The 15,268-nt window shown below is 65.9% G+C and carries 16 protein-coding genes and 1 rRNA gene; 4 read left to right on the top strand and 13 right to left on the bottom strand.

Features of this window, described 5'->3' with window-relative positions; all coding sequences use genetic code 11:
- Window positions 1-83: ribosomal RNA gene (locus ACFC0O_RS22215) — 16S ribosomal RNA — on the bottom strand; the annotation flags it as partial.
- Between the two features lie 498 nt (window positions 84-581).
- Between ACFC0O_RS22215 and ACFC0O_RS22220 the strand changes: the two genes are divergently transcribed.
- A complete protein-coding gene (locus ACFC0O_RS22220) occupies window positions 582-863 on the top strand; it encodes a hypothetical protein (protein WP_375960810.1) in 282 nt (93 codons plus the stop codon).
- A gap of 82 nt (window positions 864-945) precedes the next feature.
- On the opposite strand, the gene ACFC0O_RS22225 is transcribed toward ACFC0O_RS22220, so the two are convergent.
- Window positions 946-1,377 (bottom strand): DUF4189 domain-containing protein, encoded by a 432-nt coding sequence (locus tag ACFC0O_RS22225; RefSeq protein ID WP_375960812.1) that lies wholly within the window; start codon window positions 1,375-1,377, stop codon window positions 946-948.
- Between the two features lie 208 nt (window positions 1,378-1,585).
- Here ACFC0O_RS22225 and ACFC0O_RS22230 point away from each other — a divergent pair, with 208 nt between their 5' ends.
- The gene (locus tag ACFC0O_RS22230) at window positions 1,586-1,996 is read left to right on the top strand and encodes a VOC family protein (RefSeq protein ID WP_375960814.1); all 411 of its coding nucleotides are present in this window, start codon (window positions 1,586-1,588) and stop codon (window positions 1,994-1,996) included.
- A 56-nt stretch (window positions 1,997-2,052) separates the two neighbouring features.
- Here the strand turns inward: ACFC0O_RS22230 and ACFC0O_RS22235 are convergent, their stop codons facing one another.
- From ACFC0O_RS22235 to ACFC0O_RS22270, 8 genes are all read right to left on the bottom strand, one after another.
- Window positions 2,053-3,357: an RNA polymerase sigma factor gene (locus tag ACFC0O_RS22235; RefSeq protein WP_375960816.1), complete on the bottom strand. Its 1,305-nt coding sequence runs from the start codon at window positions 3,355-3,357 to the stop codon at window positions 2,053-2,055.
- Between the two features lie 12 nt (window positions 3,358-3,369).
- A complete protein-coding gene (locus tag ACFC0O_RS22240) occupies window positions 3,370-3,789 on the bottom strand; it encodes a YciI family protein (RefSeq protein WP_375960818.1) in 420 nt (139 codons plus the stop codon).
- Between the two features lie 201 nt (window positions 3,790-3,990).
- Entirely contained in the window at window positions 3,991-5,613 is a 1,623-nt protein-coding gene (gene groL / locus ACFC0O_RS22245; RefSeq protein ID WP_375960820.1) for a chaperonin GroEL, read from the bottom strand.
- 235 nt (window positions 5,614-5,848) lie between these two features.
- Entirely contained in the window at window positions 5,849-6,148 is a 300-nt protein-coding gene (locus ACFC0O_RS22250; RefSeq protein WP_364649566.1) for a hypothetical protein, read from the bottom strand.
- Window positions 6,149-6,194: 46 nt separating this feature from the next.
- Complete coding sequence (locus ACFC0O_RS22255) at window positions 6,195-6,929, bottom strand: Clp protease N-terminal domain-containing protein (RefSeq protein WP_375960822.1); 735 nt, start codon at window positions 6,927-6,929, stop codon at window positions 6,195-6,197.
- Between the two features lie 64 nt (window positions 6,930-6,993).
- Window positions 6,994-8,082 (bottom strand): NAD(P)/FAD-dependent oxidoreductase, encoded by a 1,089-nt coding sequence (locus tag ACFC0O_RS22260; protein ID WP_375960824.1) that lies wholly within the window; start codon window positions 8,080-8,082, stop codon window positions 6,994-6,996.
- Window positions 8,083-8,264: 182 nt separating this feature from the next.
- Window positions 8,265-9,164, bottom strand: a complete 900-nt coding sequence (locus ACFC0O_RS22265; protein WP_375960825.1) for an RNA polymerase sigma-70 factor — start codon at window positions 9,162-9,164, stop codon at window positions 8,265-8,267.
- A gap of 52 nt (window positions 9,165-9,216) precedes the next feature.
- On the bottom strand, window positions 9,217-9,645 hold the full coding sequence (locus ACFC0O_RS22270; RefSeq protein WP_375960827.1) for a hypothetical protein: 429 nt from the start codon (window positions 9,643-9,645) through the stop codon (window positions 9,217-9,219).
- Between the two features lie 177 nt (window positions 9,646-9,822).
- Between ACFC0O_RS22270 and ACFC0O_RS22275 the strand changes: the two genes are divergently transcribed.
- Window positions 9,823-10,632: an alpha/beta hydrolase gene (locus ACFC0O_RS22275; protein WP_375960829.1), complete on the top strand. Its 810-nt coding sequence runs from the start codon at window positions 9,823-9,825 to the stop codon at window positions 10,630-10,632.
- Between the two features lie 84 nt (window positions 10,633-10,716).
- Here the strand turns inward: ACFC0O_RS22275 and ACFC0O_RS22280 are convergent, their stop codons facing one another.
- The 3 genes from ACFC0O_RS22280 to ACFC0O_RS22290 are packed head-to-tail and all read right to left on the bottom strand — an operon-like array spanning window position 10,717 to window position 14,254.
- A complete protein-coding gene (locus ACFC0O_RS22280; RefSeq protein ID WP_375960831.1) occupies window positions 10,717-11,079 on the bottom strand; it encodes a UBP-type zinc finger domain-containing protein in 363 nt (120 codons plus the stop codon).
- Window positions 11,080-11,094: 15 nt separating this feature from the next.
- Window positions 11,095-12,570 carry an ATP-binding protein gene (locus tag ACFC0O_RS22285; protein WP_375960833.1) on the bottom strand — a complete coding sequence of 492 codons (1,476 nt, stop codon included), beginning with the start codon at window positions 12,568-12,570 and terminating at the stop codon, window positions 11,095-11,097.
- Window positions 12,571-12,580: 10 nt separating this feature from the next.
- Entirely contained in the window at window positions 12,581-14,254 is a 1,674-nt protein-coding gene (locus ACFC0O_RS22290; RefSeq protein ID WP_375960834.1) for an FAD-dependent oxidoreductase, read from the bottom strand.
- A gap of 532 nt (window positions 14,255-14,786) precedes the next feature.
- Here ACFC0O_RS22290 and ACFC0O_RS22295 point away from each other — a divergent pair.
- Window positions 14,787-15,239, top strand: coding sequence for an SRPBCC family protein (locus ACFC0O_RS22295; protein ID WP_375960836.1), 453 nt, complete (start codon window positions 14,787-14,789; stop codon window positions 15,237-15,239).
- The last annotated feature ends 29 nt before the right edge of the window (window positions 15,240-15,268 follow it).

Raw genomic sequence — 15,268 nt, forward strand, 5'->3', positions numbered from 1 at the left:
CCCGAAGGGCCTTACCGCTCGACTTGCATGTGTTAAGCACGCCGCCAGCGTTCGTCCTGAGCCAGGATCAAACTCTCCGTTGAAGACTCTCAATCGCTGCCGAAGCAGTAATTGGAAGAATTAACCAGAGTCCGAAAACCTTGGCAAAATCAAACGCCAGCAAAAGTATTTGCTGACTAAATGTCCGAACCTCCTCACACGGGGGTGTGGAAGGCCGGAACCAATAAATTATTGGCACTGACATTCATCGACACACTATTGAGTTCTCAAAGAACACACGCACACAGAACTTCGCGGGCTCTTTGTCCCGGTCAGTCTCTGAGGCAACTTTTACAGCTTAGCTCTTACATCGCAGCAGAACCAAATCCGCTGGTCAGTGGAGCTAGTGTGACTGTCAGGCGCTCCTCGTACAACCTCGTTTCCCAGGCCCTTGGGGCTCCGGGTCGGTGTCCGTGTCGCTCTGACCTGGAATAAGTTACGTGTCGCTACGAACGAAGTCAAATCGGCTGGTCAGAGGCTTGAACCGGGCAATCCGAACGAATGGTCTTACCGATGCGCGGCCGAAGCGCACCCTTGTTCGTGTGTACGTCTGCGATTGGTCGATAACGAGCGGTGTCATCGGCGAGTTCGCGGAGCGAATACATCGCGAGGGTGAGGCACAGTGGCGAGTCAGCTGGCTGCCCGGGCGACTGCTCACCCGGGAACAGGCGCTCGCCGCGATCGAATTGGTGGAACTGCTCTACGACACCACCCGAGCGGATGACGCTGACGCCCGCACCGGGATCGCGGCGGCCGCCACCCTGCTCGGCATCCGGCCCATCGACGCCGCGGCCGCACTCTCCGAACGACATCCCGGACGATGACTCCCCCGGCAACGCCGAAGGCCGGCTCACCCAGTGGGTGAACCGGCCTTCGTGGAAACGCGAAAATCAGATCCAGCTGAGATCAGTTCGCGTTACCCGTGCACTTGGAGACAACCAGGATGCCCTGGCTGCCCGCGGAACTCATCGTGCCCGGGCGAGTAGCGCCCGCGATCGCCTGACGCTCGGCCTCGAAGCGGGTCGGCGCGGTGCCCCAGAAGTAGCGCGCGTTCGAACCGGAGGTCTTGGCGACGGCGCCGCAACCATCCTTGAAACGCACCGCGATGTGGCAGTACGTGGAATCGCCGCAGTCGCTGAGCGCGTCGCGGTCCGCCTCTTCCCAGTTCGGGTAGTTGTAGGCGGCGTGCCAGTCCTCGGTGTCATCGGTGTACTCGAGGATGGCGATCGAACCGTAGAGGCTGCCGTCCGGGCCAGCCTCGGCGTTGGCGGACCCAGCGCCAACCATGGCTCCGGCCAGCGTCGCGACGGCGGCCAGGCCCAGGGCAACCTTGCCCATTGCAAACATTCAGTACTCCCCATCAGAAACGGCCTCATTTGCAAGACCGGATCTGATCTTGACCGCTCGTATCACGAAAAGTCCAGCGGAATCTCATTCCCAGGGAACTCATCGGGAATTCAGAGAAAGCTCGAGTGCACCGATTAGTTTCGGCAGGGTCGGACGTCAGTACCGATGTTCCCAGTTCGAGCACAGAAAAGAGCAGCCCATGAGCACCGACCTCGCCCTCACCCACGTCTCACTGCTGGTCGACGACCAGGACAAGGCCCTCGAGTTCTACCGCGATGTCATCGGCCTGGAAGTCCGGCAGGACATGGCGTTCCCCGGCGGCCGCTGGCTCACCGTCGGCCCCGCCGCCCAGCCCACCATCGAATTCATCATCGAGAACCCGGCGATGAACCCCACCCCCGAAGCGTCGGCGGCCGCCGCGGCCCGGCTCGCCAGCGGTGCGCAGGGCACCCTGATCTTCCGCGTCGAGGATGTCACCGCACTGTTCAACCAACTCCAGGAAGCGGGCGTTCGGGTCGACCAGCCCCTCATCGACCAGCCGTACGGCATGCGCGACTGCGGCTTCCTCGACCCGTGGGGCAACCACCTGCGCTTCTCCCAGGTGCTCTGAAACCTATCCGAGAACTCAATACTGTTGCCCTGCAACGATTTACAACGGCGCAGGCATCAATCGAGAGCGGTGACCTTGCGTAACAGCAGGTCCCGCTCTCGGTCGTTCGCGCAGAGTTTCGCGGCCCGCTCGAGCTCATCGCGCGCCTCATCGGTCCGATCCAGGCGGATGAGCAGCTCGCCGCGGACGGCCGGGAGCAGATGCGAATTCGGCAGCGCGTCGGCGGCCAGCAGTTCATCGACGATCGGCAGGGCCGCCGCCGGACCCTGCGCCATCGATACCGCCACCGCACGATTGAGATCGACGATCGGGGACGGCATGAGCCTGCCGAGCGCCTCGTAGAGCAGCACTGTGCGCTCCCAATTCGTGGCATCGACGGTCGGTGCGACGGCATGGCATTCGGCGATCGCGGCCTGCAAGCCATACGCACCCAAACCCCGGCCGAGCTGACCGGCGCGCGCCAATGCGGCCCGGCCGCGGCGGATCGCGGCTCGATCCCAGCGGCGGCGATCCTGATCCTCCAGCAGCACCGGCTCACCGTCCGGGCCGGTGCGAGCCGGAAAACGCGCCGCCGTCAATTCCAGCAGCGCCGAAAGACTGTGCGCCTCAGGCTCATTCGGCACCAGATGGGTCAGCACGCGCGCCAGCCGCCGCGCCTCACCAGCCAGATCGAAGCGGATCAGATCGCCGCCCGAACTGGCCGAGGAGCCCTCGGTGAAGATCAGATAGACCACGCTCAGCACCGATCCGAGGCGTGCCGCCCGCTCGGCGGCGGGCGGCACCTCGAACGGAACCCGCGCCGCCCCGAGGGTTTTCTTCGCCCGGGTGATGCGGGCCTGCACGGTGGCGGTTGGAACCAGGAACGCCTTGGCGATCTCATCGCTGGTCAGACCGCCCACCACCCGCAGGGTGAGCGCCACCCGGGCCTCACGGGACAGCACCGGATGACAGGAGATGAAGATCAGCGCCAGCACATCGTCGTCGATCTGGTCCGGATCCCACAGCACATCGGCATCCGCCGCCGGTTCTGTCGCGGCCGCGCCCGATACGGCCTCGCCCTCACCCAGGTCACGGGCCAGCGCGGAGTACCGCTCATCGAGTGCGGACCTCCGGCGGAAGCCGTCGATCGCGCGGCGGCGGCCGACGGTCAGCAACCAGGCCGCCGGATTGCGCGGCACTCCCTCGCGCGGCCAGGTCACCAGCGCTTCGGCCAGCGCCTCCTGCGCGAGATCCTCGGCCAGCGCGAAATCGCCGGTATAGCGCGCGAGCGCACCGACGATTCGCGCCGACTCGATCCGCCAGATGGCGGCGACGGCCTCGCGGCCCGTGGCGGTGGGCTCGCGGCCTGCGGGATCGGTCATCAGCGGTGTCGCTCAGAGCTGACCGGTGGCCTCACGCCACTTGCGTTCCTTCTGAATCCACTCGTTGTCCTGCGGAAACTCATCGATGGTGGTGACCCGGCGAATCTCGGTCTTGAACCCCGGACCTGTCATCGGCGATCGCTTGGCCCATTCGATGGCCTCCTGCTTGGACGCCACATTCAGGATGTAGAAGCCGCCGAACAGTTCCTTGGTCTCGCCGTACGGACCGTCGGTGATCACCGGGGTTTCGGAGGAGAAGTCGATGACCACGCCCTCGGACGGATCGTCCAGGCCCTCGGCGGCGAGCAGCACACCCGCGCGGATCATCTCGTCGTTGTAGGCGCCGACGCTGTTGATGACCTCGGTGAAATCGGCGGTCATCATGCTTCCCAGCGCTTCGTCGGTGGCCCGGAAAATCAGCATGTACTTCATGGCTCTGTACTCCTCAGGTCGACGGGTCCCGTTCGGACCCTTTCACCACAAGGTCGAATAGGGAAGGACGCGGATCGACACAGCCGGTGAAGTTTTTTCCACGAATTTTTTCGCCGGGTCCGTGACCCGGAAACGCCGGAAGCCGGCTCGCCCGCAGGCGAACCGGCTCCCAGTTCGAAAAGTGTTGCCGGAAGGCAGGACTCAGAAGTCCATGCCACCCATGCCACCGGTCGGGTCGCCCGCGGGGGCGGCCTTCTCCGGCTTGTCGGCGACAACGGCCTCGGTGGTGAGGAACAGCGCGGCGATGGACGCGGCGTTCTGCAGCGCCGAGCGGGTGACCTTGACCGGGTCGGCAACGCCGGCGGCCAGCAGGTCCTCGTACTCGTTGGTCGCGGCGTTCAGGCCGTGGCCGTCGGGCAGGTTGGTGACCTTCTCGGCGACGACGCCGGGCTCCAGGCCCGCGTTGAAGGCGATCTGCTTCAGCGGCGCGGACAGCGCGACGCGAACGATGTTCGCGCCGGTGGCCTCGTCACCGGTCAGCGACAGCTCGTCCAGAGCCGGAGCCGACTGCAGCAGGGCCACGCCACCACCGGCGACGATGCCCTCTTCGACGGCGGCCTTGGCGTTGCGCACGGCATCTTCGATGCGGTGCTTGCGCTCCTTGAGCTCGACCTCGGTGGCGGCACCGGCCTTGATGACCGCGACGCCGCCGGCCAGCTTGGCCAGCCGCTCCTGCAGCTTCTCACGGTCGTAATCCGAGTCCGAGTTCTCGATCTCGGTGCGGATCTGCGCCACGCGGCCCTTGATGGCCTCCGGGTCGCCCGCGCCCTCGACGATGGTGGTCTCGTCCTTGGTGATGACGACCTTGCGGGCCTGGCCCAGCAGCTCGATGCCGGCGGTCTCCAGGGAGAGGCCGACCTCTTCGCTGATGACCTCGCCACCGGTGAGGATGGCGATATCGGCCAGCATGGCCTTGCGACGGTCACCGAAGCCCGGCGCCTTGACGGCGATGGACTTGAAGGTGCCACGGATCTTGTTCACGACCAGGGTCGAAAGCGCTTCGCCCTCAACGTCTTCGGCGATGATCAGCAGCGGCTTGCCGGCCTGGATGACCTTCTCCAGCAGCGGCAGCAGGTCCTTGACGGTCGAGATCTTCGAACCGACGAGCAGGATGTAGGGATCCTCCAGGGAGGCTTCCTGACGCTCCGGGTCGGTGACGAAGTAACCCGAGATGTAGCCCTTGTCGAAGCGCATGCCCTCGGTCAGCTCCAGCTGGAGCCCGAAGGTGTTGCTCTCCTCGACGGTGATGACACCTTCCTTGCCGACCTTGTCCATGGCCTCGGCGATGAGCTCACCGATGGACGAGTCGCCGGCCGAGATACCGGCGGTAGCGGCGATCTGCTCCTTGGTCTCGACCTCCTTGGCGGTGGCGAGGAGGCGAACGGTGACGGCCTCGACGGCCTTCTCGATGCCACGCTTCAGACCCAGCGGGTTCGCGCCGGCCGCGACATTGCGCAGGCCTTCGCGTACCAGCGCCTGGGCGAGCACGGTGGCGGTGGTGGTGCCGTCGCCAGCGACGTCGTCCGTCTTCTTGGCAACTTCCTTGACGAGCTCCGCGCCGATCTTCTCGTACGGATCCTCGAGCTCGATTTCCTTGGCGATGGAGACACCATCGTTGGTGATGGTGGGGGCGCCCCACTTCTTCTCCAGCACGACGTTGCGGCCCTTCGGGCCCAGCGTCACCTTGACAGCGTCGGCCAGGGCGTTCAGACCCCGCTCGAGACCGCGGCGAGCCTCTTCGTCGTACGCAATTGTCTTGGCCATTGCGTTGAGATCCTCCAGATCAGGGGATTGACACGATCTGGCCAGGCGCGGTGCCCGCGACGGACGACCTTGTTGGGCCTCACCGTCCCGACCTAGCACTCACAGGTCAGGAGTGCCAAAGCCATTTCTAGCACTCACACCCCTGGAGTGCAAGGTCGGGGAGGGCGCTGACGCCAGGTCCCGGGGGCTACGCCCCCAAACCCCCGGGAGGGGGATGGGAGATTCCGGGAGTGCGCTAGCGCACCAGACGGTCGTCGACCCGTAGGAGAAGGGCGATCAGGGCGTCGGTGCGGCGTTCCTCGGGGGTGCGCGGCTCGCCCTGATCGATGGTGACCAGTTCGGCGTCGTTCAGCAGGAGCTCGGCTTCGATGCGCATGATGGCCCGGACGAAGGCCGGGGCGATGTCCGGTGGGAGGTCGCCGTTGACGATGGTGCCGCCGTCAGGAGCGTCTTCCATGGAGACATAGGAGAGCGCGCGCACCAGATCGCTGCGCTTTTCCCCGGCAACCAGGTCGGAGATTTCCTCGTCCGCCATACCCACATGGTATCGGGCGTGGCCACTGGGACGGGTGAGGCGGGGTTTATTGCGAGTCTTCGGCCGGAACGGGCAGCGAGGCGAGCAGTTGCGCGAGGTCCTCGGACACGCCCTCCTTCTCCAGACCCAGACCGGACAACACACCGCTACCGGCCTCCGTTTCGAGCAGTGCGAGCAGCAGATGCTCGGTGCCGACGTAGTTGTGGCCCAGGCGAAGTGCCTCGCGGAAGGTGAGTTCCAGAACCTTCTTGGCCTGAGAATCGAAGGGAATCAACGCCGGGATGGCGTCCGCGCTCGCGGGCAGGGCCGCGGTGGCCACCCGGCGGACGGCGTCGACGCTCACGCCCTTGCCCTGAATGACATGCACGGCAAGCGATTCCGGCTCGTGCAGCAGACCGAGCACGAGATGTTCGGGGGTGATCTCGGCATTGCTCGCATCGCGAGCTTCCTCCTGCGCACCGACCACGACCTTGCGGGCGCGCGGGGTGAAGCGGGCGAAACCGGCGCTCGGATCCATGGTCGCGGCGGCCGCGTCGCCCGGGTTCTTCGGGACGAAACGCTTCTGCGCGGCCTGCTTGGTGACGCCCATGCTGCCGCCGATATCGGTCCAGGAGGCGCCGGAGCGGCGGGCCTGATCGACGAAATGGCCGATCAGATGATCGGCCAGGTCACCGAGGTGTCCAGCGAGCACGACCGCGTCGGAGAGCTGTTCCAGGGCGTTGTCGGGGCGGGCTTTCTTGATGCCGTCGATCAGATCGTCGAGGCGGAAGGGATTCGTCATGCGTCAACTGTAGGTTGACCACGCGATTGTGGTCAACCTTTGGTTGACGAAATATTCGGCGAATTCAGGGCTTCGCCGCCATGCGGATCGCACCGTTGACGATCTGCTCCTTGACCCAGGCCCCGGTCCGGCCGGTCAGCACCGTGCGAGCTGGGGAATCATCGGCGCGGACGAATTGGACGACCCCGTCGCGGCGACCCAGGCTGATGCACTGGAGGTGGTAGCGGAAACTCCACGGCGCGGGCGTCTTTCCGGCCAGGCGAGCGGTAAGCGCGGTGGCCGCGTACTTCCCGGTGGGCAGCGCGGTGGCGCACGCCATGCGGAGATCACGCTCGGCGGGACCGGCGACCACCGCGGCATCGCCCGCGACGTAGATCTCCGGATGCGACCGGGAACGGAGTTCGGCGTCGACCAGCACCCGGCCGCGGGCGTCCACCGCCAGGCCCGAATCCGCCGCGACCGCGGGGACCGCGAAACCCGTTGTCCAGAGCACTGTTTCGGCGGGCAGCTGGGTGCCGTCGACCAGTTCGAGACCGCGCGCGGTGACCGCCGCGACCTTCGCACCGGAATGCACTCGCACGCCGAGCCGATCCAGCACCGCGCGAATGTGCTTGTGCGCCTTGGGTGAAAGCCAGGCTCCCGGCTCCTCCGCGCTGACCAGGTGCACCTCCAGATCCGGGCGGGCCTCGGCCAGTTCGGTGGCGGTCTCGATACCGGTGGAGCCGCCGCCGACCACCGCGACGCTGCCGGACAAGGCCGGAATCCGCGCCACATCCTCCGGGGTCGCGATCGGATACGCGTATTCAGTGGCTCCGGGAACCGCGCTGGTATCGGCGTGACTGCCCAGGGCGTAGATGAGCGAGTCGTAGGACACCGACCAATCACCCTCGAGGCGCACGACGCGCTCGGCGGTGTCGATGGTGCGCACCCTGGCCTGCACGAACTCGATACCTTTGCGCTCCAGCAGTTCTCCGAGATCCCAGCGGGCGATCTCCTGCCCGGTCAGCGCCTGATGCAGCCGCACCCGCTCCACGAGTTCCGGCCGCGCGTCGATGACGGTGACGCGCACGCCTTTCGCCTTCGCGGCCTGGCGTGCCGCCGACAAACCCGCGTATCCCGCGCCCAGGACGACGACTCGATGTGCTGTGGTCATGGGACCGACTCCTTCCGGCTGGACCGGCTCTCGCACCGGTTCCGACACCCTCTAGACCGGATAGGGGCGCGATCCCTGACAACCCCGGGGTGTGTGCCGCGTCACCGGGTGTGGATCCCGGGCCACAAGCACGCCGGGATGACGGGGTGCGCGGGGGCGATGGCCCGACGCGGCTGTGTAGGTCAGGCGGTGCGGGAGGCGATGTGGTCGGCGCGCTGGAAGTAGGCCAGTTTGTCGGGGTTGACGACCAAGTGGAGGGCGGATACCTGGCCGTCGGCGAAATCGACGCCGACCACGCCGATAACGGCATCGCCGGTGCGGGCGACCAGGGCGGGCGCGCCGTTGACATCCTCGGCGGTGAGGGACAGTCCCGGGAAATCGCGGGAGAGCAGGCCGACCAGGTAGCGGGCCACCCGGCTCGCCCCGACCACCGCGCGGCGGGCCGCGTTGATCTTGTCCCCGCCGTCCGCGACCGAGACGATATCCGCGGTGAACATCGCTTCCAACGCCCCCACATCACCGGATTGCGCTGCGGTCAGGAACTTTTCGATGAGGGCGTAGGCGTGCGCGGGCGCCGGATCGAAGCGGGTGCGGTCCTCGCGCACGTGCCGGGCGGCACGGCGGTACAGCTGCTGGGAGTTGGCCTCGGACAGCTCCAGCATGTCGGCGATCTCGCGGTGTGCGTAGCCGAAGGCCTCACGCAGTACGAAGACCGCGCGCTCGGCGGGCGTGAGGCGTTCGAGCAGCGTGAGGAAGGCCAGCGAGACCAGTTCGCGCTGCTCCACCGATTCCAACGGGCCGAGTTCGCCCGCACCGGTCGCCACCGGTTCCGGAAGCCACGAGCCGACATAGGTTTCGCGGCGGGCGCGGGCCGAATCCAGGGCATTGCGGCAGATATTCACCAGGATGGTGGTCAACCATGCTTCGGGGGAACGGATTTCGGCGTTGGCACTGCCCGCCCAGCGCAGATAGGTCTCCTGGACGGCGTCCTCGGCCTCGCTCGCGGAGCCGAACATGCGGTACGCGAGCGCGAACAGGCGCGGCCGGTGCCGCTCGAACTCCACCACTGCACCGGCGTCCATGGGTTCACCTGTCCTCGCCCAACCTGATTGGACTTGGACATTACGCCCTGTGCTATTTCGCCGCCCCGATGGCGTTGGCGACGGGGGTGTCGGTGTAGGCCGAGGCCAGGCAGGCGAGTTTGGCGGTGCCGAGGGCGACATTGGGGCTGCCGTCGAATTTGGAACCCGGGTTGGCGGCCAGCACCTGCTGGATGACCTGCTTCTCGGTGTCGCCGTCCAGGTTCCGGAATTCGCCGCAGGTGGTCTTCGCACCGTTGGGCGCGGTGGTCTGCTTGACCGCGGCGGTGCTCGCGGGAGCCGCGGTGGGCGGCTCGACCGGGGCGGCGGGGGTCGAGGCTATCGGGGCGGCGGATTTGACCGCGGCGGAGGTGGACGTTTCCTTGCGTAGCTCGCTCGCATCGGTGGACTTGTCCGATCCACACCCGGTGAGGCCCAGTACCAGCGCGCCCGCGGCGAGGGCGACGATCGCAATCTGTTTCATAACCCTTTTCCGAGACCGTTCGCGCACCGGTCCGGCCCGGCGCTCGCAGCAGAGTACCCGGACACGGCGGGGCGGCGCACCGGGGTGCGAGGCAATCCGGCAGTGCCGGCCATAGCCGTCACGTATCGTCATTACGAGGCGAAATGAGACGAATTACCTTCAACCAGAGGAGGTCTCATGCCCGCACCGAAAACCCCCATCATCTTCGTGCACGGTCTGTGGATGCATAGCGACAGCTGGACCCCGTGGCTCGAATACTTCGACCGCGCGGGATTCGCGACCGTCGCACCCGGCTGGCCCGGCGACGGACCCGATCCCGGCAGCACCCGCGCGAATCCGGACGCGATCGCGAATCGCGGCATCGCGGAGATCACCGACCAGTACGCGAAATACATCGCCGACCTGCCCGCACCGCCCATCGTGATCGGCCATTCCTTCGGCGGCCTGATCGCGCAGCGACTACTGGCACAGGGCAGCGCCATCGGCTGCGTCGCCATCGCACCGGCGCAGTTCAAGGGCGTCTACGCGTTGCCGCCCGCCCAATTGCGCAGTGCCGGGCCGATTCTCGCGCAGCCGTGGCTGCGGTCCAAGACCTGGTCGCATACCGCGGACAGTTACCACCGCTTCTTCGCCAATTCGGTGCCGCGCGCGGAATCCGATCAGCTGTTCGCGCAGTACGCGATTCCGGCTCCGGTGAAACCGCTGTTCCAGGCGGCGCTGGCGAATGTGAGCCCGAAATCCGAGGCAACCGTGGACGTGCTCGCCCCGCGCGGGCCACTGCTGCTGATCGCGGGCACCGAGGACCGCACCGTTCCGGCGGCCATCGTGCAGTCGGAATACACACTGCAGCAGAAGAATTCGGGTGTCACCGAGTTCAAGCTGCTGGAGGGGCGGTGTCATTCGATGGCCGCGGATCACGGCTGGCATTCGGTCGCGGATCTGGCGCTGGAGTTCCTATCCGATCAGAAGCTCGCGCCGCAGGAATGAGTCGCACGCTTCAGTAATGAGCAAAGCCCCTGGGAGACAGTATCTCCCAGGGGCTTTCACACGCCATCGATCGGAGCGGATCGCTCAGTTCAGGTGGCTCTGCCAATCCGCGGGCACCCGCTCGCGCGGGCCGGGGACCGTCTGCGTGGCCGGATGATGGTGCGGCGCGGCCAATTCCGGCCCGTCACCGTACATATCCTCGGTCTGATAGTTGTAGAACCAGGTCTCACCGGGCTCATAGCTCTGCGCGAACGGATGTCCGCTGCTCGCGGCGTGCTTGGAGGCGTGCTGCGACGGTGAACTGTCACAGCAGCCCACATGCCCGCACTGCGCGCAGCGGCGCAGGTGCAGCCACCAGCCCGCATTGGCGTCGCATTCCACGCATCCGGCACCGCTCGGGGGCACACCGGGATCGATGCCCTCGATCTCCGCCGACTTGTCCGACATCATTGGCCTCCTGTATCAGCTTGCCGGGCTTGCTGTTTCGATGTTCTCAGGTGCGACCGCATCCGATGAGCCTTCCAGCGGCAGGCGCACGATGAACCGAGTATCGCCAGGTTCGGATTCCACCCGGATATCGCCGTGATGCTTGTTCACCACGATGCGGAAGGAGATGTCCAGGCCCAGGCCGGTGCCCTCGCCGACCGGCTTGGTGGTGAAGAACGGTTCGAAGATGCGGGTGCGGATCTCCAGCGGCACACCCGGCCCGGTGTCGCCGATTTCCACTGCGGCGCAGTCACCTTCACGATAGGTGCGAATGGTGAGCGTGCCCCGCCCGGCCATCGCCGAGATGGCGTTGTCGATCAGATTGGTCCACACCTGATTCAGTTCCGCGGCGTAGCAGGGCACCGCGGGCAGAGCGTGGTCGTACTCCTTGACCACCTGGATATCGTCACCGATCTTGCGGCCCAGCATGACCAGCGTGCTGTCCAGCAGTTCATGGATGTCGACGACCTGGAAGGGCGCGCGATCCATCTGCGAATACTGCTTCGCCGCGTTCACCAGCGTGGAGATGCGGGTGGTGGAATCCGCGATCTCGTTCATGAGCAGTTCGGTCTCGACGGTGTAGTTGAGCCAGCGGATCGCGCCCTCGAAAACCGCGCCCTCACAACCGGTGAGCGTGCCGTGCACCTTCTCCAGCCAGTCGATATCGAATCCGGCCTGTACGAAGGTCGGCGCGATATCCCAGCCGTTGCGGATATCGTGCGCTTCGAGCCAATCGCCGAGTTCGTCCTCGCGGTCGGCCGCCTCCATGGGCGTGAGGGTGGGAGCCTTGGCCACCTGCGCGGCGGCCTCCTCCTGCAATCCGGCCAGCGCGTCCATGGTCGCGGAGTCGAACTTGCCCTGCGACATCATCTTCAGCTTGTGCCGCATTCCGGCCACGCGTTCGCGCAGGGCGGACGTGGCGCGCACAGCGGCGGCGGCCGGATTGTTCAGCTCGTGCGTCAGGCCCGCCGACAGCGAGCCCAGCGCGAGCAGCCGCTCCCGCTGGCCGATGCGCTCATTGGCATTGCGATTGCCGAAGAAGACGCCCTCCAGCAGATGCACCGCCATCGGGAACCATTCCTGCATCATCTTCGAGAAGACGCCCGCGTCCAGCACGAAGAATTTGGACGGCTTGGTGACGTAGAACGATCCGGCGTAGTGCTGGTCGACCTTATCGCCCATATACGCGGTCCACGCGCCCGAATAGGACCCGTGATGATCGGTGCGGACGAGTTCGATCTCCTCGCCGCCCGACATCTTGGTCAGCCGGACCTCGCCCTCCATGAGCACGTAGAAGCAGGTGCCCGGATCACCTTCGCGGTACACCAGACCGGGTTCGAAGCGTTCGACGCGGCCGTCCTTGCAGAGCCAGGCCAGCTGTTCGTCGTTCAGCTTCTCGAACAGGAATAGGTCCCGCAGTTCCTCGGGATCACAGATCAATGACTGTCCCACGGTTCAACTCCTACTGTTTCGCGATCCAGCGGTGCACCAGCATGACGGCCATCGCGCCCTCACCCACGGCCGATGCCACTCGCTTCGCCGATTCCGACCGTACGTCGCCCGCCACGAAAACTCCGGGAACGCTGGTCTCCAGATGTTGCGGCGACCTGGTCAGCTCCCAGCCCGCGGGCTTGTTGCCGTCGATCATGAGATCGGGTCCGGCGAGCACGTAGCCCTTGTCGTCGCGATGCACCACGCCGTCCAGCCATTCGGTTTCCGGCGCGGCGCCGATGAACAGGAACAAACGCTCGGCGTCGACCTTTTCTTCCACGCCCGTGGCGTTATCGCGCAGCACCAGGCGTTCGAGGTGATCGTCACCGTCGGCGGAGACGACCTCGGTGCGCGCGTGCACCTTGATGTTCGGAATCTGCTCGATCTGCTGAATCAGGTAGTGCGACATGGAATCCACCAGGGATTCCGCGCGCACCAGAATGTGCACGGTGCGCGCGTGCCGGGACATGTAGACCGCCGCCTGCCCGGCCGAATTCGCGCCGCCGACGATATAGATATCCCGATCGGTGCAATCGGACGCCTCGGTCATGGCCGAGCCGTAGTAGACGCCGCGCCCGGTGAAATCGTCAACGCCGGGAGCGGGGTGATGCCGGTAGTTGACGCCGGTGGCGATGAGCACGCTGTGCGCGGAGATGCTGCCGCCGTCGGCGAATTTCACCACTCGCGCCGAACCGCACGGTTCCAGCGAGACCACTTCACGCGCGGTGATGAGTTCGGCCCCGAATTTCACCGCCTGCCGCCGGGCGCGATCGGCGAGCTGCGCGCCGGAGAGTCCGTCCGGGAAGCCCAGGTAGTTCTCGATGCGCGAACTCTGGCCCGCCTGGCCGCCGGTGGCGGTGCGTTCCACCAGCACCGTGCGCAGGCCCTCGGACGCGCCGTACACGGCCGCGCCCAGTCCGGCGGGTCCGCCGCCGACCACGATGAGGTCGTAGAACTCGTCGACGGGCGCGATATTCAGTCCGACCGCCTCGGCGAGCTGCGCGTCGGTCGGCGTGCGCAGTACCTCGCCGCCCTGGTTGATGATCACCGGGCAGTCGTCCTCGGTGGCATCGGCCGCGGTGAGCAGGCGTGCGCCCTCGGGCTCGTCGACCTGGTACCAGCGGTAGGGCAACTGGTTGCGCGCCAAGAACTCCCGCACCTCGGAGCAGCGGGCCGACCAGCGGTGCCCGACCACCTTGGTCTCGGTGACGGGCTTGTGGTCATCGCTGCGCCAGGCGTCGAGCAGCGCGTCGATGACCGGGTAGAGCTTCTCCTCCGGCGGATCCCACGGCTTGAGCAGGTAGTGGTCGAGGTCGACCACATTGATGGCCTCGATGGCCGCGTCGGTGTCGGCGTACGCGGTCAGCAGCACCCGCCGCGCGTACGGGTGCAGGTCCATGGCCTGCTCCAGGAATTCGACGCCGTTCATATTCGGCATGCGATAGTCCGCGATCAAGACCGCGACCGGCTGGCCGCGCAGTTTCAATTCCCGAAGTACCTCGAGCGCGTCCGCGCCCGACTCCGCCCGCAGAATCCGGTAATCGGCCCCGTACCGGCGGCGCAGGTCACGGACCACGGCACGTGAGACGCCCGGGTCGTCGTCCACGCTGAGGATGGCCGGCTTGGCGGCAGCTGGTGAAGTCACCTAACGAGTATGAGCCGCGTAGGCAAGTCGGATCGGTCCTGTATGTCCGCCATGCGCGAACGGTGCTGCGGGGCGGGGCTGCGCTCGAGGGTGCTCACCCGGTCAAATCCGGTGGTGCTGAACCAGATCCAGCTCGTTCGGGGTGAGCAGTCGTTCCAGTCGTTCTTCGGACTGACCATTCGGTTTTGATCGCCCGGGTCGCCGGGGAAGCTGGGAAGCATCGCGCTCATCGAAGGGCAGGAGCGGGACCGTCTCGGCATTTCCGCCGGAGACTCTGGTCTTGCGATGCAGGAGCGAACGCAGTTTCACGGCCGATCACCTCACGTTTCGCATCGGAAGCTGGTGGCCTTGTCTGTTATTTCGTCTATCCCACATTGTGCGCTGCCCATTACATTCGCCAGTACGGCAACACCGGAATGTGATCTAGTTGATTTTCAGTGTTCGGATGGTCGCCCGATGTTCGATTGACCCGATATGTCGGTACAGAACTAGGATTCGTAGTACTGACAGTCACATCTTCTCGGAGGCAGCGTTGCCGAACACTCTCGAAGCCACCATCGACATCGCCGCGGCGCCCGAACAGGTCTGGAACGTAGTCTCCGACCTCAAGCGCATGCCGGAATTCAGCCCCGCGACCGTGCGCATGCAGCCGCTCGGCAAGACCAAGACCGGCACCTGGACCCTCAACCTCAATCGTGACGGGGCCAAGTTCTATCCGACCACCTCGCGGATCGTGCGCTTCGAGCCCAATCGCGCGATCGCCTTCCGGATGAACGAGAACCGCACCATCTGGAGCTTCACCCTGGAGCCCACCGCCGACGGCGGCACCCATCTGGTGCAGCGCCGCGATATCCCCAACGGCGTCAATCCGATCGTGCGCAAGATGATCGACGCCGTCCTCGGCGGCGAACAGGTATTCGAGGCGAACCTCGTCAGCGGTATGAACGAAACCCTCGGCAGGATCAAGCAGACCGTCGAGAAGTGATGTGCGTGTTTACCCCTCGACCGCGGGGC

The sequence above is a fragment of the Nocardia sp. NPDC056100 genome (assembly GCF_042266325.1).
GTDB lineage: Bacteria > Actinomycetota > Actinomycetes > Mycobacteriales > Mycobacteriaceae > Nocardia.